The organism is Microbacterium sp. 05N427 (genome assembly GCF_056397105.1).
This window is the reverse complement of record NZ_JBFTMT010000019.1, coordinates 1-23,903: the sequence shown is the minus strand read 5'-3', so window position 1 is coordinate 23,903 and position 23,903 is coordinate 1. Positions and strand designations below refer to the sequence as shown.

At 71.3% G+C, this 23,903-nt stretch carries 19 protein-coding genes and 1 tRNA gene; 4 read left to right on the top strand and 16 right to left on the bottom strand.

The features are described 5' to 3' along the window. The first annotated feature begins 94 nt into the window (after positions 1 to 94). Positions 95 to 1,435 (top strand): acyltransferase family protein, encoded by a 1,341-nt coding sequence (locus tag AC1DG4_RS16275; protein WP_477378925.1) that lies wholly within the window; start codon positions 95 to 97, stop codon positions 1,433 to 1,435. Here the strand turns inward: AC1DG4_RS16275 and AC1DG4_RS16270 are convergent. The 7 genes from AC1DG4_RS16270 to AC1DG4_RS16240 form a co-directional block, all read right to left on the bottom strand. Continuing rightward, positions 1,401 to 2,210 carry an ABC transporter ATP-binding protein gene (locus AC1DG4_RS16270; RefSeq protein ID WP_477378923.1) on the bottom strand — a complete coding sequence of 270 codons (810 nt, stop codon included), beginning with the start codon at positions 2,208 to 2,210 and terminating at the stop codon, positions 1,401 to 1,403. The genes AC1DG4_RS16275 and AC1DG4_RS16270 overlap by 35 nt on opposite strands. Then, positions 2,207 to 3,037 carry an ABC transporter ATP-binding protein gene (locus AC1DG4_RS16265; protein WP_477378921.1) on the bottom strand — a complete coding sequence of 277 codons (831 nt, stop codon included), beginning with the start codon at positions 3,035 to 3,037 and terminating at the stop codon, positions 2,207 to 2,209. Before AC1DG4_RS16265 ends, AC1DG4_RS16270 begins: the two co-directional genes overlap by 4 nt. Further along, on the bottom strand, positions 3,037 to 3,864 hold the full coding sequence (locus AC1DG4_RS16260) for an ABC transporter permease (protein WP_477378920.1): 828 nt from the start codon (positions 3,862 to 3,864) through the stop codon (positions 3,037 to 3,039). Before AC1DG4_RS16260 ends, AC1DG4_RS16265 begins: the two co-directional genes overlap by 1 nt. Then, on the bottom strand, positions 3,861 to 4,832 hold the full coding sequence (locus AC1DG4_RS16255; protein WP_477378918.1) for an ABC transporter permease: 972 nt from the start codon (positions 4,830 to 4,832) through the stop codon (positions 3,861 to 3,863). The genes AC1DG4_RS16260 and AC1DG4_RS16255 overlap by 4 nt, the downstream gene beginning before the upstream one ends. 37 nt (positions 4,833 to 4,869) lie before the next feature. Next, complete coding sequence (locus tag AC1DG4_RS16250) at positions 4,870 to 6,375, bottom strand: ABC transporter substrate-binding protein (protein ID WP_477378916.1); 1,506 nt, start codon at positions 6,373 to 6,375, stop codon at positions 4,870 to 4,872. A 70-nt stretch (positions 6,376 to 6,445) separates the two neighbouring features. Further along, positions 6,446 to 7,186, bottom strand: coding sequence for a DUF1684 domain-containing protein (locus AC1DG4_RS16245; RefSeq protein ID WP_477378914.1), 741 nt, complete (start codon positions 7,184 to 7,186; stop codon positions 6,446 to 6,448). Between the two features lie 125 nt (positions 7,187 to 7,311). Next, a tRNA-Glu gene (locus tag AC1DG4_RS16240) sits at positions 7,312 to 7,384 on the bottom strand. Between the two features lie 128 nt (positions 7,385 to 7,512). On the opposite strand from AC1DG4_RS16240, the gene AC1DG4_RS16235 reads away from it, so the two are divergent. Beyond that, on the top strand, positions 7,513 to 8,151 hold the full coding sequence (locus AC1DG4_RS16235; protein WP_477378912.1) for an MBL fold metallo-hydrolase: 639 nt from the start codon (positions 7,513 to 7,515) through the stop codon (positions 8,149 to 8,151). A 62-nt stretch (positions 8,152 to 8,213) separates the two neighbouring features. Here AC1DG4_RS16235 and AC1DG4_RS16230 read toward each other — a convergent pair whose 3' ends face one another. Then, positions 8,214 to 9,407: a cation:proton antiporter gene (locus tag AC1DG4_RS16230; protein WP_477378910.1), complete on the bottom strand. Its 1,194-nt coding sequence runs from the start codon at positions 9,405 to 9,407 to the stop codon at positions 8,214 to 8,216. Between the two features lie 238 nt (positions 9,408 to 9,645). Then, positions 9,646 to 12,141: an aminopeptidase N gene (gene pepN / locus AC1DG4_RS16225; RefSeq protein ID WP_477421345.1), complete on the bottom strand. Its 2,496-nt coding sequence runs from the start codon at positions 12,139 to 12,141 to the stop codon at positions 9,646 to 9,648. Between the two features lie 78 nt (positions 12,142 to 12,219). On the opposite strand from pepN, the gene AC1DG4_RS16220 reads away from it, so the two are divergent. Both AC1DG4_RS16220 and AC1DG4_RS16215 read left to right on the top strand, forming a co-directional pair. After that, entirely contained in the window at positions 12,220 to 12,711 is a 492-nt protein-coding gene (locus AC1DG4_RS16220) for a YbaK/EbsC family protein (RefSeq protein ID WP_477378906.1), read from the top strand. A gap of 69 nt (positions 12,712 to 12,780) precedes the next feature. Then, positions 12,781 to 13,938, top strand: coding sequence for an acyltransferase family protein (locus tag AC1DG4_RS16215; RefSeq protein ID WP_477378904.1), 1,158 nt, complete (start codon positions 12,781 to 12,783; stop codon positions 13,936 to 13,938). A gap of 85 nt (positions 13,939 to 14,023) precedes the next feature. Here AC1DG4_RS16215 and AC1DG4_RS16210 read toward each other — a convergent pair whose 3' ends face one another. From AC1DG4_RS16210 to AC1DG4_RS16180, 7 genes are all read right to left on the bottom strand, one after another. Further along, a complete protein-coding gene (locus AC1DG4_RS16210) occupies positions 14,024 to 16,453 on the bottom strand; it encodes an HAD-IC family P-type ATPase (protein WP_477378902.1) in 2,430 nt (809 codons plus the stop codon). Positions 16,454 to 16,509: 56 nt separating this feature from the next. Then, positions 16,510 to 17,811 carry an MFS transporter gene (locus tag AC1DG4_RS16205; protein WP_477378901.1) on the bottom strand — a complete coding sequence of 434 codons (1,302 nt, stop codon included), beginning with the start codon at positions 17,809 to 17,811 and terminating at the stop codon, positions 16,510 to 16,512. Continuing rightward, positions 17,808 to 18,395, bottom strand: a complete 588-nt coding sequence (locus tag AC1DG4_RS16200; RefSeq protein WP_477378899.1) for a winged helix-turn-helix domain-containing protein — start codon at positions 18,393 to 18,395, stop codon at positions 17,808 to 17,810. The genes AC1DG4_RS16205 and AC1DG4_RS16200 overlap by 4 nt, the downstream gene beginning before the upstream one ends. 81 nt (positions 18,396 to 18,476) lie before the next feature. Beyond that, positions 18,477 to 19,181: an ABC transporter ATP-binding protein gene (locus tag AC1DG4_RS16195; protein ID WP_477378897.1), complete on the bottom strand. Its 705-nt coding sequence runs from the start codon at positions 19,179 to 19,181 to the stop codon at positions 18,477 to 18,479. Next, on the bottom strand, positions 19,178 to 20,113 hold the full coding sequence (locus AC1DG4_RS16190) for an ABC transporter ATP-binding protein (protein ID WP_477378895.1): 936 nt from the start codon (positions 20,111 to 20,113) through the stop codon (positions 19,178 to 19,180). The genes AC1DG4_RS16195 and AC1DG4_RS16190 overlap by 4 nt, the downstream gene beginning before the upstream one ends. A 77-nt stretch (positions 20,114 to 20,190) precedes the next feature. Next, the gene (locus AC1DG4_RS16185) at positions 20,191 to 22,848 is read right to left on the bottom strand and encodes an FtsX-like permease family protein (RefSeq protein ID WP_477421344.1); all 2,658 of its coding nucleotides are present in this window, start codon (positions 22,846 to 22,848) and stop codon (positions 20,191 to 20,193) included. After that, positions 22,845 to 23,903 (bottom strand): hypothetical protein (locus AC1DG4_RS16180; RefSeq protein WP_477421343.1); only part of this gene is annotated, 1,059 nt, incomplete at its 5' end. The genes AC1DG4_RS16185 and AC1DG4_RS16180, both read right to left, overlap by 4 nt.

Genomic DNA, 23,903 nt, shown 5'->3' with positions numbered 1-23,903 from the left:
GCGCATGGCATCATCGTACGCCGGTCCGTCACCGCGGCTCGCCGATCTCGCTCGATGCCACGCGCGGCATGCAGGCGCCACTAGGGTCATCGCCATGAGCAACGCCGCCGTCTCCGCAGCCCGCGTCGCCCGCGACGGACGGGATCTGACGCTGGATCTGACTCGCGTCGCCTGCGTCGTGCTGGTGGTGTTCGTGCACATCCTGTTCACCGGCGTCGGCCGTCGCCCGGACGGCACCCTGCTCATCGAGCGCACGGTCGAGGGCCAGGTCTGGTTCGACGCGGTCAGCTGGATCCTGAACATCATGCCGTTGTTCTTCGTGGTCGGCGGCTATGCGGCCCGCGCGGGCTGGCGATCCGCGCAGCGCCGCGGCGACGATGCCGTCGGCTTCGTGCGCCTGCGCCTGGCCCGACTGGCCCGCCCGGCGATCCCTGTGTTCGTCTTCTTCGCCGTCGCCCTCGCGGCGACCCGCGCACTCGGGATCGATCCAGCGCTCGTCGACACGATCGCGATCGGCGTCGGCTCGCCGCTGTGGTTCCTCGCCGCGTACCTGATCGTGCAGGCCCTTGCTCCATGGATGATCGGTTTACATGCCCGTTTCGGCATGTTCGTGCCTCTCCTGCTGCTGGCCGGCGCCGCGGCGACAGACGCGCTCCGCTTCCTCGTCGCCGGTGGACTGCTCGGCCTCGGCCACGTCCCGTCGACCGGCTACGGCATCGGCGCCGAGCTCTTCGGCATTCCCAATGCGGTCTTCGTGTGGCTGTTCGCCCAGCAGATCGGCTTCTTCCTCTTCGACGGATGGTTCGCCCGTCGCAGGTTCTGGCAGTTGCTCGGCCTGATCGCCGTCGGGTATCTCGCCGTCTGGGGCCTCGTGTCCTTCGGCGGATACTCCTGGAACATGCTCAGCAACCAATGGCCGCCGACGACGCCCCTCGCGATCCTCGCCGTCGTCCAGGCCGCAGCGCTTACCGCACTGCACCGCCCGCTCACGGCGCTCATGCGCACGCGTGCCGCACAGAGCGCGGTGCTGCTGATCGGCTCGCGCCTCATGACGGTGTACCTCTGGCACCTGCCGATGATCATGGTGCTGATCGGGGTGCAGCTGCTGCTCCCCGTGGCGATGCCCGCACCCGGCAGCGCGGTCTGGTGGTGGACCCGGGTGCCGTTCCTGATCGTCGTGCTCGCGGCCGTGTGGCTGCTGTCGCTCTGGCTCGTGCGCTTCGAGAAGGCGCCGACCATGGGCGAGAAGCCCACCCGCGCCGTGACGGCGGCCGCCGTCGTCGTCTTCGTGCTGCCGATCCTCGCGGTCACGGCCTATGGCCTGGATCTCCCATTCGCCGTCTGCGCGCTGCTCGCTTCCGTGCTCGCGCTGTGGCTCGTCCGTGCCTACCGCGCGCCGCTCACGCCTGCGGGAGCCTCGGCACCGCGTCGATGAGAGCGCGCGTGTAGGCATTCCGCGGTTCCGCGAGCACCTCGGAAGTCCGCCCGGCGTCGACCACGCGTCCCCCCTGCAGCACCACGACGTCCGCGCACAGTTCGGCGACGATCGAGAGATCGTGCGAGACCAGGACGAGCGTCATGCCGTGCTCGGCCTGGAGACGCGCGAGCAGCCGTACGATGTCGAGTCGAGTGGACAGATCGAGTGCGCTCACGGGCTCGTCCGCGAGCAGCACCCGAGGGCGCGTGATCAGGGCGCGCGCGATGGCGATGCGTTGCCGCTGACCCCCGGAGAACTCATGCGGATAGCGCAGCAGGGCGTCGTCCTCGAGCTCGACATCCCGCAGTGCCTCGACCAACCGGTCCCGGCGGGTGGTGCGCGCCTCCCGGTCGTTGCCCTGGACGTCCCCGTCAGCGTCGCCGTCGCCGTCGCCGAGCCAGCGCAGGGGCTCGGCGAGGATGGCGTCGACGCGCTGACGCGGATCCAGCGAGGCGAAGGGGTCCTGGTAGACCGGCTGCACCGCGCGTCGGAACGCGCGCACCGCGCCACGGGCACCGGAGACGGGGACCGCCCCCTCGAACAGCACCGTTCCCGCGCTCGGGCGCTGCAGGCCGAGCATGAGCGAGAGCGCGGTGGTCTTGCCGGATCCGGATTCGCCGACCAGCCCCAGGCTGCGCCCTTCCTCGACCGCGAACGTCACGTTCTGGAGCGCCGCGGGTGCGGAGCGACGATAGTGGTGCGAGACCCCGTCCAGCGTGAACAGCGCGCTCATGCGCGGCCTCCCTCTCCGCCGGCGCCGCCGCCGGTCAGGCGGTCGAGCGCCGATTCCAGCTCGCGAGCCGCGGTCACCAGCCGGCGGGTGTATTCATGCTCGGGGGCCGTCACGATGCGTCGTGCCGGGCCCTCCTCGACGGCCACGCCGCGGCGCAGCACGATCGCGCGCTCGGCGATCGTGGCGACGACCGCGAGATCGTGCGAGACGAACACGAGAGAGCTCCCATGCCGGCGCACGGCGTCGTCGAGCAGCTCCAGCACGGTGGCCTGGACGGTCACGTCGAGCGCCGTGGTCGGCTCATCTGCGAGCAGGACGTCGGGACGGCATGCCAGTGCCATGGCGATCGCGACGCGCTGGCGCTGTCCGCCGGAGAGCTCGAAGGGGTAGCGCTGCAGCAGCCGCTCCGGGTCCGGCAGGCGCACCTCGTCCGCGGCCGTCCGCACGGCGGCACGCAGCGCCGCGCCCTGCAGTCCGTGGTGCCGCCGCACAGGACGCGCGATCTGGTCGCCTACCCGGATGAGCGGGTCGAGCGCCGACGACGGATCCTGGAACACGGCGGCGATCCGCGATCCGCGGACCCGCTGCAGCACCCGCTCGCCCGCGCCGATCAGCTCGGTCCCGTCGAGCCGGATCGATCCACTGGCCCTGAGGCCGGATGGCAGAAGGCCCAGAAGAGCGAGTCCTGTGAGCGTCTTGCCGGATCCGGACTCGCCGACGAGCCCCAGCCGCTCACCAGGAGCGAGATCGAGATCGAGGTCTCGGACGAGCTCCGCCCCCGCGCTCGTGACGATGCGGAGTCCCCGCACCTGCAGCACCGCGCCCATCAGCTCCTCCCTCGTCTCGTCGGATCGAACCGCTCCCGCAGGCCGTCCGCGACCGCGTTCGCGCCCAACACGAGCAGAGCGATCACGGCTCCAGGGATGACCGCGCCCCAGGGCGAGGTYAGGACAGTGCCCTGCGCCTCCTGCAGCAGCCGTCCGAGCGACGAGTTGGGCGGCGGCACGCCGAGGCCCAGATACGACAACGAGGCCTCCGCCATGATCGCGGCGCCGAAGAGGACAGCCAGATTCACGACGAGAGCGGGCCAGATGTTCGGCAGCACGTGCCGGGTGAGCACGCCCAGCGTGGGCGCGCCGGACGTGCGCGCCGCCGTGACGAAGCTCCGCGACAGCACGCTCTTCACGAGTATCCGCGTGAAGCGCGAGACGATCGCGGACCCGGCAATCCCGATCGCGACGATCGCCGTGTCCAAGCCGGGGCCCCGTGCCGCGACAATCAGCATCGCGAGCAGGAGGGTCGGGAAGGCGATCAGCACGTCGAGGAGGGAGGAGACCGCGTCGTCCACCCACCCCGGTAGCAGCGCCGCTGCCGTGCCGAGCACGAAGCCGATGACGGCGGCGAGAGCGACCGCTCCGAGTCCGACCAGCATCGCGATCCGCGTGCCCGCGAGCACCTGACTGAACAGGTCGCGCCCGAGCTTGTCCGTGCCGAGCAGGTGGGCGCCGCCGGGCGGCGCGAGCCGCCCGCCGGAGGTGTCGTCGAGGGGGAACGGCGTCCAGAACACCGAGACGAGCGCCGCGAGGGCGAGCACCGCGAGGATCACGATCCCGATCGTGAGGGTGACATCGCGGCGTCGGAGCGAACGGTTCATGTCTGCTCTCCTCGCGCCGAGATGCTGCCACGCAAACGCGGGTCGACGAGTCGTTGGGCGACGTCGGCGAGGAATCCGATGAGCAGCACCAGCGCGGTGGTGACGACGAGCACACCCTGGATGCTCGGGTAGTCGTGCTCGCCGACGGCCTTGACCAGCAGCGCGCCGAGGCCCGGGAGGGTGAAGACCGACTCGACGACCACCGCGCCGAGCAGAGTCGATGCCAGTTCGATGCCGAGGATCGAGATCACCGGGACCGCCGCGTTGCGCACCCCGTGCGCGAAGAACGCGCCGGCCCTGCTCTCCCCCAGTGCGCGGGCCGTGCGCAGGTAGTCGGAGTCGAGGACGTCGAGTGTCGCCGAGCGCACGTAGCGCGCCAGCGAGGCGCTCATCACGATGACGATCGTGAGAACAGGCAACGCGAGAGCACTGAGCGCCGCGCCGGGGTCGGCCCAGTCGTCTCGCGGGAAGCCGCCCGAAGGCAGCAGTCTCAGGGTCAGCGCGAACAGCCAGACGACCAGCAGTCCGACCCAGAACACCGGCACGGCGATGCCCAGCTGGGTGATGGCGCCCAGCAGTGCGCCGTACCAGCTCCGCGCCCGCGCTGCCGCGACCACTCCGATCACGGATCCCAGGACGGTCGCGATCACGAACGAGATGAGCGCGAGCGGCAGCGTCACCGCGAGCCGAGCGGCGATGTCGTCCGCAACCGGGGCGCCCGAGGTGAAGGACGTACCCAGATCACCGCGGAGCAGGCCGGAGAGCCAGGAACCGAGCTGCACGATCACCGGCTGGTCGGATCCCACCTGCGCCCTCGCCGCCGCGATCTGCTCGGGCGTCGCGTTCACGGAAATGAGCGCGTTCGCCGGGTCGCCGGGCAGCACTCGCAGCAGCAGGAAGACGACGAGCATCCCCACCAGGAACGAGAGCACCAGGAAGAGCAGGCGACGGACGAGGTATCGGGTCACCGCGCTGCTGTCCGCCTGTTCCGGTGGACCACGGCGGTCACTGCGTCTTCTCGATGTCCGCCACGAAGAACTGCGAGTTCAGGCCGTGCACGGGGTAGCCCTTGACCGCGCTCGACGCGACGACGATCTGCGGGGCGAGGAACAGCCAGTCGCTCGCGGCGTCCTCCGCGATCTGCGTGTTGACCTTCTTGAGGATCGCGGTCTGCTCGTCGATGCTGCTCGCCTGCTCCGCGTCCGCGACCCACTGCACGACCTGCGGGTTGTCGTAACCCCAGTAGAAGTCGGGGTTGCCGTACCAGACCAGGTCGCGGTCGTTGACGTGCTCCTGCAGCGTCGCAGCGAAGTCCTTCTTCTGGAAGACGTTCGTGTACCACTGGTCCTCGGAGATCGTGTTGATCTTCACGGTGACGCCGACCTTGGCCAGCTCCGACTTGATGAACTCCGCGACCGCCGGGTGCGGGTCGTAGGACGGAGTGTCGAGCGTGAACGAGAGGTTCGACTGCCCGGCCTCGGCGAGCAGCGACTTCGCCGCCGCGGGGTCGTACGGATTCACCGAGGTGAGATCCTCGTACCAGGGGTCCGTCGGCGGGACCATGGATCCGATCAGCGTGCCGCGGCCGGCCCAGATCGAGTCCAGCAGCTTCTTGTTGTCGATCGCCTGCGTGATCGCCTTGCGCACGCGCTTGTCGTCGAACGGCACGACCTTGTCGTTGAAGGCCAGCAGCTCCTTCGTCGTGGACGTGTTCTCGGAGACCGTGAAGTCCTTGTTGCCCGTGAACTGCGTGAGCGCGTCGGGGCTTTGCACCTGGGTGACGATGTCGACCGCGTTGGTCAGCAGCGCGTTGGACAGCGCGGAGGCGTCGGTGAAGTAGGTGAAGTCGACCTCCTTGCTCTTCGCCGCGGTGCCCCAGTAGCCGGAGAAGCGCGTGAGGGTGAGCGACGAACCCCGCTTGAACTGGTCGACCGTGTACGGACCCGTGCCGTCTTCTGCGGTCTTCAGATCCTTGGCGTCGGTGTTGACGATCCACACGTAGGTGAGGTTGTAGGGGAACGAGATCGAACGCGACTTCAGGTGGAAGACGACCGTCTCCGGGTCGGGCGTCTCGACGCTGTCGACGACGGCGAGCTGCGACTTGCGGGCGGACTGCGAGCTGTCGGACAGCACCCGCTCGAGCGAGGACTTCACGTCGGCGCTGGTCAGCGCCTTGCCGGAGTGGAAGGTCACGCCGCTGCGCAGCTTCACCGTGTATGCGAGCCCGTCGGGGCTGATCGAGTAGTCGGTGGCGAGGCGGTTGACGACCTTGCCGTCGTCGCTGAGCTGGAACAGCCCCTCGTACACGTTGCCGTTCAGCGCCTCGGTGACGCCCTGTCCGCCCGCGTCGACGTTGGACAGGTTCAGCGGCGCCGAGAGCGAGCCGATCCGGATGGTCGCGTTCGCGCCGGACGTGCCGGCGGACGTACCGGCGCCGCCGGAGCACGCTGTGGCGAGCACGGCCACCACGGTCAGGGAGGCGGCGAGGGCCGCGATGCGGGAGAACTTCATGGATCGTCCTTCGGTGCTGTTCGGGAGCGTTCGGTGCGGGTCGGGAGGCTTCAGTGCGGGTCGGGAGACTTCAGCGCTGGTCGGGAAGAGCGAGGCGCTCGCCGGCGCGCACGGGCGTCGTGATCCGGTTGGAGAGCGGCGGCAGCGGGCAGTTGTACTGGTCGGAGAAACCGCAGGGCGGCACGAAGGCGCGGTTGAAGTCGAGCACGACGTCGCGCGTCCCCTCCAGACCGGAGTCGTCCTGCACGAACAGGAACCGTCCAGGGCCGTAGGTGCGGGTCTCCGGATCCTCGGTGCGGTTCGTCGGGTCCGCGAACACGAGCAGCAGCGTGCCGCCGTCGTCGAACGCGTCGAGCGAGTAGTCGGTGCCGTCGATCGTGACCGCGAGGTCGCCCGGCACGGGCAGCTCGCGGCTGAGGCCGTTGTCGCGGAGGTGCTCGTACGGAACGGCACGGCCGCCGTCGACCGGGGTGAACGTCCCGGTCAGCCGCCAGGCGGGGTCGTAGTCGAACGTCGCGATGCCCTCGAACTCGCGATTGCGCGCGGACGCCTCGTCCCAGAACCGCAGTCCCCGCTCGGGCTCGCCCGTGGTGAGGTGGCGGCGCGTCAGCTCGGTCACGACGACCGTGTCCGGCAGGCCCGCGGACGCCTCCTCGGCCGTCGTCCCGTCTTCGAGATCCAGCCACCGCGTCTCGATGAGGGCGAGGTTTCCCCGGGGTGCCGTCACCGCGGCGAGCCGGCCGGCCTTCCACTCGTCGTGGGCGGCGCGCGCCGCCGCGGAATCGGCGTCGGTCGTTGCGTTCACAGGCATCTCTCCAGCCTAGGTCGAGGATTTCCCCCGCTCCTCAACGCGCGTCACCGTTCGTCGTATTCCCGGCGAGCCTTCCCGAGACGACGAAAGCCCTCGGCGAACCGAGGGCTTTCGTGTGTTGTCTGTGACCCCAGCGGGATTCGAACCCGCGTTACCGCCGTGAGAGGGCAGCGTACTAGGCCGCTATACGATGGGGCCGTCCTGGCGATCCGTTTCCGTCTCGCGACAACCGTTCAAGTATGACATGACCCCCAGCGGCCGCCAAATCGAGCTCGGCTCGAAGCGAACCCCGGGTGTGTCGTACCCCGCGGGATTACGCTCGAAGAATGCGCATCACCAAGCATGAGCACGCGGCGCTCCGCGTCGACGACCACGGCCAGACCCTGCTCATCGATCCGGGCAGCTTCACGCTCCCGCTCGATGAGCTGCACCGCCTCGTGGGCGTCGTGATCACTCACGAGCACGCTGACCACTGGACGCCCGAGCACCTGGACCGGATCCTGCGCGCTGCCGCCGGCACTCCGATCTACGCTCCGGCCGGCGTGGTCCGCGCCGCAGAGGGATACGAGATCACCGAGGTCGCCCCGGGCGACACCGTCACAGCGGGCGACTTCACGCTGCGCTTCTTCGGCGGCGTGCACGCGGAGATCCACTCCTCGATCCCGCTGATCGACAACGTCGGCGTGCTGGTGGATGACGAGCTGTACTACCCCGGCGACTCCTACGCCGTGCCGGAGGGCGTCGAGGTCGGGACGCTCGCCGCACCGCTGGGCGCCCCGTGGCTAAAGATCGGCGAGGCGATCGACTTCGTGCTCGCGGTGAAGCCCCGCCGCGCATTCGGCACGCACGACATGACGCTCTCCGTGATCGGTTCGAACATGCACTGCGCACGCCTCACGTGGGCCACCGAGCAGAACGGCGGCGAGTTCTTCGAGCTGGATCCCGGCGACGACCTCGAGGTCTGAGGTGGCCGACTCCCCCGCCGCGGAGATCGCGGAAGAGGTGCGGCAGGACCGCTGACCGCGCGTCAGGACGACGCACCCTGCGGCGGGCCGGCCGGTGCGCCCGGACCGTCCGGAGCCGGTGGCGGGGATGACGCGGCATCCCTTCGCGACACGACCGCCACCGCGGCCGAAGACGCGACGACGGCGACCAACGCCCCGAGCAGGATCGCGGCGCCCTCTCCCGGCATCAGGGTCTTGGTCTCGACCCCCAGGGCCACGGCCGCGACCGGCACGCCGAGCTGCCCCGCCGACGCCACCGCCTGCGCCCAGGGCAGGCCGGTGACGCGCCCCGCGAGGTGTGCGACGACCGCCGCAGCGCCCAGCGCGAGTCCGAGCAAGATCATCTCCGGGCGCGATCCCAGATCCCTCAGGTTGATCGAGGCCCCCAGCCAGACGAAGAACAGGGGCCCGAAGAAGCCCTCGGTCATCCCGAACAGCTGACGCGCGAGGCGCCGCGGCTGACCTACGGCCGAGAGCACCAGCCCGAACGTGAAGCCCGCCATCATCACCGAGACGTGCGTGAACTGCGCGATCCCCGCCAGCCCGAACAGCGTCAGCAGGCTGAACCGCAGCTCGAGCGCGAACTGCCGGGATTCCGACACCTCGTGCAGAACCCTCAGCCGATGGCTTCCGACCCGTCGCAGGACCACCACGAGCAGCACCCCCACCGCGGCGATGCCGACGCCACCGAGCGCGACGAGCGGCACGCGCTCGGGCTGCAGCACGAGCGGGAGCGCGACGATGCAGGCCACATCGGCGATCGCGATCTGCGCGATGAGCTGCCCGGCGGAATCCGCCGAGACGTCCAGGGACCGCAGCATGGGCAGCACGAGCGCGGCCGACGACGACGCGATGAGCACGGAGTAGACCGCCCCGTGCGAGGTGCCGAACAGCAGCGCGGTGCCCACGCCGAGCGCCACGGCGACCGCGGCCACGATGCCGGCTCCCGCTGCACCGCGCCCGACTGCGGCGCGCACCGCGGTGTCCCGGATCGGGATGTGCGAGCCGATCACGAGCATGATGAGGCCGAACCCGAGCTGGGCGAGCAGCGTGAACGTCGGCTCGGCCGCGTCCACCCAGCCGAACCCCGTCGATCCGATCACAAGGCCCGCCCCGAGCTCCCCGGCGATCACCGGGATCCGCCAGGCGCGCCGGGCGGAGAGCACGGGGCCGGCGAGTCCCACCAGCACCAGCAGCGCCAGGGTCGCGAACGTCATGGGCACACTCTAGATCCGCCGGTCCGCGCACTCCCGGATCCCGGCGCCCCGGAGGCGTGGCGCCGGCACGTCGTGCCACTCGACAGGAAGAATGCAACTCCGCAGGATGATCGCGGGCGGATCTTCCTGCGGAGTTGCATCCGTCCTTCGGAGTTGCATCCGTCCTTCGGAGTTGCGGGCCAAACCGAGCCAGTGCGCCCGGACCGGGCCAGTGCGGGCCAGGCCGGTGCCTCGGGGCTCAGCCGGCGAGGGCTCCCTGCGCCTGACGCACCCGGATGGCACGCTGCTGGTGGTCGCGCTGCTCGAGCACGAGGCGGCGGAGCGCGGCCGGTGCGTCGGGATGCGCGTCGATCCAGGCATCGACGAGTTCGGTCGACTCCGCGTCCGGATACAGCCCGATCACCAGGCGCCGGGCGATCTCGATCGACCGATCCGCCCACGCCGCCTCGATGCGAGAAAAGTACTCGGCGTCGAAGCCGGCCACGAGATCGCGTCGCCCGCCCGCCCCGAAGCCACGGATCGTGGCATCGAGGTGGTCGTTCGTCAGGGTCAGATCGCCCCATGCGGCGCGCCAGTCGGCCGCGCGCACCGCCGCGCTCGGCGTCGACGCCGCCGCGGCGAGAGCGGCGGTTCGGCCGCTCGCCGTGTGATCGCGCAGCTGCTCCTCGGTGATCTCCTCCGCGCCGGCGTGACCGGTGGCGACGAGCGCGGTGAGCAGCTCCCAGTGCAGGTCGGCGTCCATCGGGAGACCCTCGGGCCCGGATCCGATCAGCAACGTGGAGACGTCGAGACGCCGGCTGTCGTCGAAGGCCGCGGCAGCGGCGAAGGCGCGCGCCCAGATGAGCTGCGCGTCACTGCCCGGCACGGCACCGCCCAGCGCAGACCACGTGGCGTCCAGCCACGCGCCCCGCGCCTCGGCCACTGCCGCACCCGCCAGGTAGTGCCCGATCGCGAACGGCGCGTTCAACACGACGCCGCCGAGCAGAGCGCTGTCGGACTCGGCGGGTGCGTGCGCCGCGACGATCCCGAGGTAGCGATCGACGGGGAGCTCGCCGTCCCGCGTCGCGTTCCACAGCGCCGACCACAGCAGCGCACGCGCCAGCGGATCCGAGAGCGAGGACAGCCCCCGTTCGACCGACGCCAGCGAACGAGGGTCGAGCCGCGCCTTCGCGTACGTCAGGTCGCCGTCATTGAGCAGGACCAGGTCGGCATCCGGCAGGGCGATCGGGGTGCGCGCCTCGGTGATATCGACCGGAATCCGCTCGCGGAACACCAGCGCGTCGTCGTGCAGGTCGTACAGGCCGATCTGCAACCGGTGCGGGCGAGGATCCGTCTGGACGACCACGGCCGTGCCGTGCTCACCCCGCTCGAGGCTCAGCGTGCTCATGCCGGTGGTCTGCAGCCATGCCTTCGCCCACGCGCGCATGTCGCGGCCCGAGGCCTGCTCCAGCTCGACCAGCAGGTCCTCGAGCGTGGTGTTGCCGTAGGCGTGCCGGGCGAAGTAGCGGCGGGYGCCCTCGAAGAACGCTTCCTCTCCGGCGAACGCCACGAGCTGCTTGAGCACCGCGGCGCCCTTGGCGTAGGTGATGCCGTCGAAGTTGAGCTTCGCCGCCTCGAGGTCGGCGATATCCGCGACGATCGGATGCGTGCTCGGCAGCTGGTCCTGGGTGTACGCCCACGCCTTGCGACGGTTCGCGAACGCGACCCACGCGTCCGTGAACTCGGTCGCAGCGACCGAGGCGTGCGCTCCCATGTAGTCCGCGAASGATTCCTTGAGCCACARRTCRTCCCACCASKTCATGGTGACGAGGTCSCCGAACCACATGTGCGCCATCTCGTGCAGGAKCGTGTTCGCCCGCGCCTGCCACTGCGCGCGGGTCGCGGCTCCCCGGTACAGATACGACTCGGTGAACGTGACGAGTCCCGGGTTCTCCATCGCGCCGATGTTGTACTCGGGCACGAAGATCTGGTCGTACTTCCCCCACGGGTACGGGAAGGCGAAGGCGTCCGCGAAGAAGTCCAGTCCCTGTCGGGTGACCTCGAGGATCTCGTCGGCGGCGAGGTGCTCCGCCATCGAAGCACGGCTGAGCACTGAGAGGGGCACCACGAGATCGCCGCGCCGCCACTCGGACGACACGCGCGCATAGGGCCCCGCCGAGATGCAGGTCAGATAACTCGACAGCGGCAGCGTCGGAGCGAACTCGACGATCTGCGCTCCATCGTGGGCACTCGACGTCGCGGGCGACTGGTTCGAGAGCACCTCCCAGCCCTCGGGAGCGGTCACCACGACCGTGATCGCCGCCTTCATGTCGGGCTGCTCGAAGCACGCCATGAAGCGGCGCGCATCGGCCGGCTCGTTGTGGGTGTACAGATACACGCCCCCGTCAACCGGGTCGGTGAAGCGGTGCAATCCCTCCCCGGAGCGGCTGTAGGCGCCGGTGGCGCGGATGACCACGGTGTTGTGCGCTGCGAGACCGTGGAGGCGGATCCGCGCGCCGTCCCACTCGATCTCCCGCTGCTGCCCGTTCACCTCGACGTCGTGCACGGCCTCGCCGAGGAAGTCGGCCCAGGTCTCCGTCGTGCGCGCGTCGAACTCCAGCGTCGTGGTCACGCGGAACCCCGAGTTCGCCGGATCGGTGGCGCCGGTGACGTCGAGCTCGACACGCAGACGGTGCAGGTCGACGCTCCCGGATCGAGCGGCTGTCTCGGTGCGGGTCAGGTTGGCGGTGGTCATGGATCCATCGTTCCATGCTCTGCGCGTGCGCCGGGCGGCAGTGACTCGGCCGGACAGCCCCTGTGCCAGCATGGTCGCATGACAGAGCAGGCCGCTTCCCTCCCCGAGCGCAGCAGGATCGTGCAGGAGCACGTGCGCGCCGCAGGTCTCTCCTCGCAGGTGCGCGAGCTGCCCGATTCCGCACGCACGGCCGTCGAGGCCGCCGCGGCGCTGGGCTGCGAGGTCGGCGCGATCGGATCCAGCCTGCTCTTCCTCGCGGACGGCCAACCGCTGCTCGTGATGACGAGCGGTCGGCACAGGGTCGACGTCGACCTGCTCACCGCGGCCGTGGGTGCGGAGAAAGTCTCGATGGCGCCCGCGGCGACCGTGCGCGAGGTCACGGGTCAGGCGATCGGCGGCGTGGCCCCGGTCGGCCACCCGGCGCCCGTGCGCACGGTGGTCGACGTGGCGCTCCGCGACTACGACGTGGTCTGGACCGCCGGCGGCACCCCGCACACCGTCATGCCGATGGCGTTCGACGAACTCGTGTCCCTCACGGGCGGCGAGGTCATCGCCGTCGCCGCGGACTGAACCGTCCGTCACGGGGTCCCTGGCCGCAGTCCAGGAGGCACCCAGACTCGGTGCCTACCGTGGAAAGGGATGTCACAGAACGGTAACGGCAGGATCAGTTCCCTCGACGGACTCCGCGGTCTCGCCGCGGGGATCGTCCTCATCCACCATGCGTCCCTGATCGCGGAACCGTGGATGGATCCGGCCGGCTGGGCGCTGCTCACGCAGTCGCCGCTCAAGCTCCTCCTCGCCGGCTCCGAAGCGGTCATGGTGTTCTTCGTGCTGTCCGGGATGGTGGTCGCACTGCCCGCGCTGCGGCCGGGCTTCTCCTGGGCGCGGTACTACCCCGCCCGCCTGATCCGGCTGTACGTGCCGGTGATCGCAGCCCTCGGTGCGGCCTCACTCCTCGTCCAGCTGATCCCGCGCGACGCGTCCACGATGCCCGAGAACTCGTGGATGCAGGACGCGCAGGCCACGAGCGTCTCCGCCGGAGACGTGCTGTCGCAGATGACGCTCTTGCGGTCGAACTATCCGATCGACAACGTGCTGTGGTCGCTGCGCTGGGAGCTGTTCTTCTCGCTGCTGCTGCCGCTCTACCTCTGGGCCGCGCTGCGGATCCGCCGCTTCGCGGTACCCGCCGCCGTGCTCGCGGTGATCCTCATGTTCGTGGGGCGCGCGACCGGGGAGTCCGCGCTCGCCTATCTGCCGGTGTTCCTGCTCGGAACCCTGATCGCGGTGCGGTTCGCGGATCTGCAGGCCTGGGCCGAGCGTCCGAGGGTGCGCCGCGTACTCCCCTGGCTCGCGGTCATCGCCTGCGCCCTGCTCATCGCGAGCTGGCTGGCGCGTCCGATCACCGCCGGGACGACGGCGGCCGACGTGCTGTGGGCCCTCGCGGGTGCCGGCGCGGGGCTGCTCGTCGTCCTCGCCCTGGTGTGGCCGGGGGCTCACCGGGTGCTCGACGCGCGCCCGATGCAGTGGCTGGGACGCGTGTCGTTCAGCCTCTACCTCGTGCACGCGCCGATCCTCGCGTCGCTCTGCTACCTGCTCGGCGCCGAGCAGTGGTGGCTCGCGTGCCTGGTCGGGATCCCGCTGAGCCTCGCGGTCGCCTGGGTGTTCCACGCGCTCGTCGAGCGGCAGGCGCAGGCCCTCGCCCGGCAGGCCGGCACGATCGGCGCCGCCCTCGAGGAGCGTGCGCACGTGCGCCGGATCCGCGCGGCCCGCCGCCTCGCCCTCGCCCGCACCCCCTAGCCCCCTCCCACTTTCCGAGTCGTCCCCGTCAGCGGACGCCATAGGCGCCGCTGACGGGGACGAGGCGAAGATGGAGGAGGGGGGATCAGGGGTGGAGGGGGGCGTCGCGGCGCTGGCGGCGGCGGCGGGAGAGCGCGCCGTAGATCGCGCGCAGCACGGCGCGGGAGCCGAAGCGCACCGCGATCCCGGCCGCGCCGAACGCGCACGCGATCAGCACGGCCCGCGGGTCGTGCAGGTCGACGGAGAAGACCCGGGACCCGAGCGGGGTGAGGATCACCAGGAGCATGCCGCCGATCATGGCTCCCACGAGGCCGATCTTCCACGGCCGGAACGGACGGGCCACGCTGATCAGCACGAAGAACGCCACGATAACGAGCGCGAGGAACGCCGTCGACGAGGTCAGCACGCGCTGCGCGTGCTCCGCGCCGAACACGGCGCGCGCCGTCAGGTACGCGCCGTAGGAGGCGAGCGCGGCGCCGATCCCTCCCGGCACGGCCGCGTCGAGCACCCGGCGCACGAAGCCGTCCTGGGCGCGGGCCGTGTTCGGGGCGAGGGCGAGGAAGAACGCGGGGATCCCGATCGTGAACCAGGCGATCAGCGTGACGTGCCGGGGCAGGAACGGGAACGGCACGGCGGTCACCGCGACCAGCAGCGCGAGCAGGATCGAGTACAGCGTCTTCGTGAGGAACAGGGTCGCGACCCGCTCGATGTTGCCGATCACCCGGCGCCCCTCCGCGACCACGTGCGGCAGCGTGGCGAAGGAGTTGTCCAGCAGCACGATGCGCGACACGGCGCGGGCGGCCGGAGAGCCGGATCCCATCGCCACGCCGACATCGGCGTCCTTGAGCGCGAGCACGTCGTTGACACCGTCGCCGGTCATCGCGACGACGCGCCCGTCCGCTTGCAGCGCGTGCACCATCGCCCGCTTCTGAGTCGGGGTGACCCGGCCGAACGCGGTGCGGTCCCGCACCTCGCCGCCGAACTGCGCCGACTCCGGATCCAGGGTGCGCGCATCGACCGCGTCGCGTCCGTTCGGGACGCCCGCCTCGGCAGCGATGGCACCCACCGCGACGGCATTGTCGCCGGAGATGACCTTGATGTCGACATCCTGCTCCGCGAAGTAGGCGATCGCACCGGGCGCCTCGGCGCGCAGACGCTGGTCCAGGACCACGAGCGCCGTCGCGACCAGACCGTCCGGGAGACCGTCACCTGGCACCTCCGGATCCGGCAGTGCGCTGCCGGAGCGAGCGAGGGCGAGCACGCGCAGGCCCTCGGACGCGAGCGCGTCGGAGCGGGCACGGGTGGGATCGCCGACGGCGAGCAGCACATCCGGGGCGCCGAGCACCCAGCTCTCCACGGCGCCCGTGGCGGCATCGGCCGTCTGCATCGCGGCCCACTTGCGCGCCGAGGAGAACGCGATCGAGGTCTGCGCGGCGAGCGCCGGCGCATCGCCGACGTGCTCGAGGATCGCCGCCATGCTGGCGTTGGGCTTGCCCTCGGCGCGCCCGATCGCGGCGAGGGCGGCCTCGATGCGGGCGTCGTCCACGCCGAGGCGCTCGACGGCGCCCACCCGCATGCCGTCCTCGGTCAGCGTCCCCGTCTTGTCGGTGCACACCACGTCGACGCGGGCGAGCTGCTCGATCGCCGGCAGGTCCTGCACGAGGCAGTTCCGGCGTCCGAGGCGGATGACGCCCACGGCCATCGCGACGCTCGTCATGAGCACGAGACCCTCCGGCACCATCGGCACGAGCGCGGCGACGAGTCCCTGCACGGCTTTGCGCCAGTCCTCCGCACGTCCCCAGATCTGGTTGACGATCGTGAGCACGCCGACCGGGATCAGCGCCCACGTGACGTACTTGAGGATCTGGTCGATCCCGGCGCGCAGCTGCGAGGACGGCTTGCGGAACTCGGAGGCCTCCTTGGCGAGGCGGGCGGCGTACGCGTGCTCGCCGACGGCCGTCGCACGGAAGCTCGCGGACCCCGCGGCGACGAAGCTGCCGGACTTGAGTTCGTATCCGGCGCCGGCCAGGATCGGCTCCGACTCGCCGGTGAGCAGCGACTCGTCCACCTCGAGGCCGGTCGCGTCCAGCACCTCGCCGTCCACCGGGATCTGATCGCCCGCCGCGACGAGCACGACATCGTCGAGCACGAGCTGCTCCACGTCGATCTCGGTGACGCCCTCGGCGCGCTCCACGCGGGCGGGGGCCTTGCTGAGCAGGGCGAGCCGATCCAGGGTGCGCTTCGCTCGCACCTCCTGCACCATGCCGACGACGCTGTTCACGATGATGAGCAGACCGAACAGACCGTCGATGAAGTAGCCGGTGCTCAGGATGAGCAGGAACATCACCAGGTAGATCCCGTTCACGCGGGTGAAGGCGTTCGCCCGGAAGATCTCCCCGAAACTGCGACTCGTGCGCGACTCTATGGCGTTGCTCTCGCCGCGCGACATCCTCTCGGCCACCTGCGCGGCGGTCAACGGAGCACGGGTCGCCTGGGTGGGGCTTCCAGGTGTCATGCGATCACCGTAACAGCGCGAGGTCCGCCCGGCCCGTGACCGTCCCGGGCGCCCCGTCAGGCGACGTGCAGCGCCGTCCTCCGGTTGCGCTCCTGGCGCAGGGCCGGCAGGTAACAGGCCGCGCCGAGGATGCTGAAAGCCCCGGCGACCACGGTCGCCATCGCGGCGGAGGTCGCGCCCGCGAACGCCGTGAGCACGAGCAGGCCGATGCTGTGCGCGCCTCCGGAGACCATCGAGTTGAGCGAGAGCACCGTCGCTCTGGTGGACCGATCCGCTTCTCGGTGCAGCAGCGCGGAGTGCATGGGCCCGGCTGCGCCGTGCGCGAGGTAGGTCAGCCCATAACCGATGAGCAGACCGACGACTCCCGAGGACAGCCCCATGACGACGACGAAAGCGCCGTTCAGGATCCGGCTCAGGATCGCCGTCCAGGTCACGCCGATCACGCCGCTCAGCCGGCTCCCGAGCAGGGATCCGACCGCGAAAAGGCCCCACGCGGCTGCCGACGCGGGGCCGAACACCGCGGCGGCCGCGGCCTCTCCGCCGAGCATGCCCTCCAGTTGGACGGGGGTCAGCGTCTCGAAGCCGATCATCGCGACGGACCAGAACACCTCGACGAGCAAGAGACCCGCGAGTGCCCGGGAGCTCGCCGCGCGGCGAAGGCCGTCCACGATCGTCCGCGGGGTCTGCCGCGCGGCGTGCGCCATGGCGGGGAGCGCGCGGGGCGGCGCCACTCCCTCCAGAGGGCTCTCCCGCACCAGCACGATGACGAGCACCGTGTATCCGAGGTAGAGGCCGATCGCCACCATCAGCGGCAGCACGAGCGCAGACAGCGCGGAGAGCGGATGCCACGCGACCAGGAGCCCGCCGAGCAGCGCTCCGCCGGCGATCGCCACGCCGAGCACCGTGCCGGCGCGTGCAAGGGGATGTGCGACCTCGGCCTGTGGATCGTGCTGGTGCACGGCGTCGACGAACCATGCCTCGAGCGAACCGGAGTCGAGCACGCGGAAGACGCCTTGCAGCAACAGCGACACCGCGAACAGCGCATAGGAATCGGCGAGCAGGAAGAGCACGCTCGCCGCAACCGCGAGCACTCCCGATGCAGCGAGCACGGGGCGGCGTCCGAGCGTGTCGGAGAGGGCTCCCGTCGGCAGCTCCAGCGCGAGCGCCACGAAGCCCTGGATCGCGAGGATCGAGCCGACCTCGGCGATCGACAGCCCGCGTTCGAGCGGCAGCAGCACGGTCACCCCGAGCGTCACTCCGACCGGGAGCCAGCGCAGCGCTGTGAGCACGAGCAGGCGCCGCTGCGCCGTGGCGATCGCGCTCACCGCCTCCGCCCCGCCCGCCGCGTCGGCGCTCATGGTTCCGCAGGCGGGTCGAGCTCGATCGGGGTGACCTGCACGGCCACATGCACGCGCCGTGCGGCCGGATCCCCCTCGCCGAGACGCCGGTACTTCTCGGCCAGCTCGTCGAGCTCATCGTGGAAGGCAGCGAGCTGATCCGGCGTGACGGTGATCAGCGCGTCATCGAGCCCGAGCCGGTCGACCCACGCGGCGGGCCAGGTGGCCTCGACGTCGAGCCAGCGCTCGGCCCTGGCAGCGAACTGCCGCACGTAGTCGCGACGCAGCCAGCCCAGCGCGGTCTGCGCGTCCTCGTCGTCCGCGAAGGCCGAGTTGCTCCAGGAGTGGTAGTCGGTGCTCGCGCGCCAGATCCGCCGCTTGCCCGCGCCCTCCCCCGTGTCGGCGACCAGATCTACGTCCTCCAGGGCGCGCAGGTGATAGCTCGTCGCCCCCGTGTTCGTGCTCAGCGCCGCGGCCAGCTGGGTCGCGGTCGCCGGTCCGTGCATGCGCAGTTCGCCGAGGAGGCGCGAGCGCAACGGGTGGGCGAGCACGCGCACCGCGCGCTCGTCGAGGCGCATGCCGACCGGTCGTTCTGGGGTGTCCATGACCCCATTCTGACGTGCACAGGTTCTCTGCACAAGTTCTTTGCACAGATTCTCTGCACATTCGGCGATGTGCGACCGCGGTCAGCGACGCCCCGTCTTCGCCGCGAGCGCGCGCGGTCCGAGCTCGTGCAGCACGCCGTCATGCAGGTCGAAGACCCGATCCGCGCGCGTGAGCATGGCCGCATCGTGCGTAGCCACGACCGCCGCGGTGCCACGCTCGTGCACGAGACCCGCGATGAGGTCCATGATCTGCGCGCCGGTCTCGCTGTCCAGCTGCGCCGTCGGCTCATCCGCGATCAGCACCGCGGGATCCATGACCAGCGCACGGGCGATGCCGACGCGCTGCTGCTGCCCTCCGGAGAGCTCGCTCGGGCGCTGCCGGGCGTGGTCGGCGAGCCCCACCGCCTCGAGCGCGCGGGTCACGCGCTGCTCGCGCTCCGCCACCGCGGTGCGACGGATCCGCAGTGGGACCTCCACGTTCTCGGCGGCAGAGAGCACAGGCAGCAGTCCCGCCGTCTGGAAGATCGAAGCGATCCGCTCCCCCAGCAGGTGGCTCGCATCGCCGGCGCTGATGTCGTGCTCGTCCAGCAGCACCCGCCCGCGTGTCGGCCGGTCGAGACCGCCGAGCATCGTCAGCAGCGTGGTCTTGCCGGAACCCGAGCGCCCGGTGATCACGACCAGCTCCCCCGCCGAGACGGCCAGGTCGACCTCGCGCACCGCGGTGACATCACCACCGGGCGCCGCGAACACGCGGGTGAGCCCTTCTGCCCGAAGAACCTCGGTCATGGTCGTTCCTCCCCCGGTGACGGCGCATCGACCGGCTCCGGCTCCTCCGCGGTGGCCGGGGCCGCCGCGCTCGGCGCGACCCGCACATGGTCTGCCTCGAGCGACAGACGCACCCGGTCACGCAGGTCGAGCGCGCTCACGAACTCGCCGGGCAGCTGCATGCGGCCGGCCCGGTCGAGCACCGCGAACTCCTGCGCGATGCGCACCTCGCGCCCCTCGTCGTCGGTGTGCGTGCTGCGCAGGGTCTCCGTCGACGTGCGGCCGTCGCGGATCCGCACCGTACGGTCGACGTGCTCGGACACCGCAGCGTCGTGCGTCACGATGAGGGTCGTGACGCCGTGCTCGGTGTTGACCGCCTGCATCGCCGCGAGGACATCCGCGCTGGTGCGCTCGTCCAGCTCTCCGGTCGGCTCGTCGGCGAGCAGGACGCGCGGTTCGTTCGCGAGTGCCACCGCGATCGCCACGCGCTGCCTCTGGCCGCCGCTCAACTGGGCGGGCCGTTGCTCGGCGACGTCGGCGACATCGAGCAGCTCGAGCAGCGCCTGCGCTCGGCTCGCGCGCTCGGCCTTCGGCACCACGCGGGCGACCCCGTGCGCCAGGGCGATGTTCTCCCGTGCGGTCAGGTAGGGCAGCAGATTGCGCCCGGACTGCTGCCAGACGAAGCCGACGCTGCGCCGGCGGTAGCGCAACCGTTCGGCGCCGCGCATCGTCACCAGGTCGCGCCCGGCGACACGGGCGCTCCCGGCTGTCGGCCCGTCGAGTCCGGCGAGGATCCCGAGCAACGTCGACTTCCCGGATCCGGAGGCACCGACGAGCGCGACCATCTCCCCCGCCTTCACCCGCAGGTCCAGACCCTGTAGCGCCTGCACCTCGACGCCTTTGGCGGTGAAGATCCGCACCAGACCCTCGCATTCGATGTCGACATCCGTCATCGTCCGATCCCTCCTGCTGCGGTCATGATCCCCAGCCCCTCGTCGCCGTGGCCATCCTTCACCTCGAGCCTCACCCGTCACCCCTCATCATCCGCGACCCGGATCGCCTCGGCGCTGCGCAGCCGCATCGCTGCAGCGGTCGCCAGCAGGACCGCCACCGCGGTAACCGCGGCGAAGCCCAGCACCACCACGGCGAGCCAACCTGGCGGCATGCTCAGCGCCGGCGCCGTCTCGCCGCCCGTGAATCCGCGCAGATCCAGCGCGCCGATCACGAGCCACGACATCGCGAGGCCGGCGACGACCCCCACGGGTAGCGCCACCACGAGAGCCGGTCCCACCTCCCAAGCCACGAGCGGGAGTTCCCTGCGCCGCGGATAGCCAACCGCACGCAACAGCGCAAGCAGCCGGCCGCGCGCCGCGGATCCGAGCATGAGCGTCTGCAGGACGGCGACCGCGAGCAGGACGGCGACGATCGCGGCCGCCACCATGAGTGCGACGCGCAGGGCGGACGACGCCGGATCCGAGGCCGTCTGCGCGATGAGCTGATCGGTGGTGGTCACCGTCGCGCTCGCACCCAGCCGCACGGCCAGTTCCTTCGAGACCGTGCGCGGATCGTGCCCCTGAGACACCGCGGCGAAAAGCTGCGTGATCAGCGGCGAGGTGACGCCGATGCGGTCGATGTTCGCGCGGTCGATGATCACCCACTTCTCCGTGTTGCCGAACGGCGTCCGCTGCGCGGTGTGCGCGACGACCCGCACGGCGTGGCCGTTCACCGTGAGCCCGTCGCCGAACCGCGTGAGCAGCTGCTCCGAAGCGACGACGGGGATGCTTCCGCCCGACGTCACCGAGAGCGAGGCGGGCAGCGGCAGGGCGCCGTCGAATCCCTCCTGCACACGTGCGAAGGCGTCCCGGTCGACCGCGTAGATGCGCACGCGGTCGGCGACACCCGCGGACGCGCCCCGGCCGATCTCGTCCGCGTCCAGCGTCGCGACCGCCAGGACGCCGGGGATCTTCCTGGCAGCGGCGATCTGCGCGTCCTCGAAGTACGGCGCCGACGCCGCGATGTCGGCGCCGTTGGCGTCCCGCACGGTGTGGCCGATCCCGTCCGAGACGGTCGCCGCGAACGAGACCGAGAACACCGCCACTGCGAGGCCGATCACCGCGGCGAGCGCGGGGGCCGTGCGCAGGGCCGCGTCGCGCAGCGCCCGGGCGGGTCCGAGCAGCGCGATCAGTCCGGTGCGGCGGCGCGCGGAGCGCAGCAGCGCTTCCAGCAGCAGCGGGAGCAGTCTCAGCACCGCCACCGTGCCGACCGAGCCGATCAGAACCGGCATCGCGAGCAGCACCGGATCCACGCGGAGCGCCTCACCGCGGCTCTGCAGGACCACGGCGGCAGCGACCGCGAGCATCACGACCACGGCTTCGCCCAGGAGGCGCGGCCACGGGCGCTGCCGCTGCACGGCCCCGTCGCGGCGCTCCGCCCGGCGCAGATCGACGACGACCGTGAACGGGACCACGCAGGTCGGGACGAGCACGAGCACCGCCGTGACGAGCATCGTCAGTGCATCCGGTCCACCCGGCGACAGCGCTGCGCCCGCCGCGATCCCGATCGCCGCACCGAGGATCCCGAGCAGCRGCGCCTCGCCACCGAGCACGATGCACAGCTGCACGAGCGAAGCGCCCCTGGCCCGCGCGAGCGCCGCGGCCCTCCCTCGGCGCTGAGCCAGTTGCCGTCCGGCCAGCGCCAGCACCACGGCGGCCACCGCGAGCGGACCCACGGCGGCGACCGAGACGATCGCGACGAGCGCGCTGCCGCGGGTGACGCCGCGATCAAGGGCGTCGGCGACGGTCGAGGAGAATTGCAGATCGTCGTGGAAACCGCCTCCGGAACCCACCTGCACGGGGTTCGCCATGAAGAGTCGCAACTGGGTGCTCACCGTCCCCGCGTCACCGGCGGAGACCCGGCTCACATCGAGCGGGAACCACGCGAACGTCGAGGTCTGCGTGAGCAGGTCGCCCAGGACGCCCGCCTCGTCCGGGGCCATGAAGCCCACGGTCTGAAGGACGATGTCGCCCATCGGCGTGTACTGGACGGTCGGCACGCGGGAGCCGACCAGCATCTCCCAATCGAGGTCATCGGCGCCGTTCGGGGCGACCAGGCCGGTGAGCGTCACCGACAGCCCCTGCCGGTAGCGCGCTTCTCCGACCTTCCAGTCCAGGTCGGCGGCCGCCTTGTCGGTCAGCACGATCTCGACGCCCTGGGAGGGGTCGGTGATCCGCGGGTACGTGCCCTCCACGAGGCGACTGCGCTGTTCGAGCCCCGGATCCATCACGAGTCGCACGAGATTGCGCGGCGTCTTCCGGTCGCCCTGCAGCTCCGTCCCGCCGAAGTCCCCGACGGCCCGCGGCACGCCCAGAGCGCTGCGCAACGGCTCGGGCTGGCGATCCCGCTGCGCCTGCAGCGCCCCGAGAGGCTCCGACCACACATCCTTCTTGCCTGGGCCCCCGCGCTGCATGCCCGCGATCCAGGGCTGTGCCGCGGTGAGCGGTCGGCCGATGTCGGGGATGTCGCGGATCTGATGCTGCACCGTGGCGGTGCGCGCCTGGTCGATGAGCGGCGGCACGAGTGCGCCCACAAGCGTCAGCGCGGCGATCGCGAGCACGAGGAAGGCGGACAGCAGGGGCGTCGTGAGCGCCATGCGCAGCACGACGCGGGGCGTCCCCGGACGACGCGTCATGATCCGCTCCCCCACATGACGGGCAGGACCACGGCCACCACGGCGAGTCCCGCGGCCGCGCCGCCGAGGAGGCCGAAGATCGCGATCCCTGTCACCTCGCCGAAGCGGGCGGATCGCTGCCGTCCGGAACTGAGCCCGAGCGCGCGCAACGCGGTGCGCTCCTCGCTCCGGCGGGAGCGATCCGCGGCGACGGCGGCGAGGAAGCCGAGCAGGCCCAGAAGCGCCGCGGCCGCGGATCCGACGGTCAGCAGGATCGTGGCCGTCCCGGTGATCGGGGCGGTGCTCACGGCCCTGGGGGTGAGGATCCGCACCGGAGTGCTCGCCCTGGTGCGGACCTCCGCCGCGACAGCCGAGGCGTCGGGGGTCGCGAGCCACAGCTCGTTCGCCGGCAGCCCCTCCGCCCTCGCGGTGGCGGCCTTGCGGTCCGCGAGGATCCCGAGGCCGGATCCGATGCCGGCGATCGTCGGCAGGATCGCGACCACCTGCGCCTGCAGCCGGGTGCCCTCGGGGCGCAGCGTGATCGAGAAGGACGTACCCGCCCTGGCGCCGAGTCGCTGCGCGAGCGCCGCGGTGATCGCCACGGGAAGAGCGGACCCGGAGTCCGCGGTGATGGCCGACCTATCCGAGTCGGGGATCCCCGCAGCAGAGGGATCGGCGGCGAGGAACGCCACCGTGTCCGCCCCGACATCCGCGTCCCGGCTCAGAACCTCCGCGGCGCGTGTGACCGCCGGCAGCGCCGCGGCCTCCGTCGCGGTGAGCGGCACCGCACCCTGCGCAGCGACCGACACCCGCACATCGAGCCCGAGCGCGGAGCGGACCTCGCCGCGGTCCACCGCTGCGGCGAGCGGCGCCGCGCCGAGCGCCATGGTCGCGGATCCGGCGGCCAGCGACAGACACAGGATCGCCACGGCCACGCTTCCGGCGCGACGCGCGATCTGGCGCAGGGGCAGCACAGGCATGATCCCTCGCCCGCGGCGCGCCGCGCGTTCGGTCGCCGCCGCCACGAGCACGGCGAGCACCGGCACGAGCAACCGCGAGCACCGGCACGAGCAACC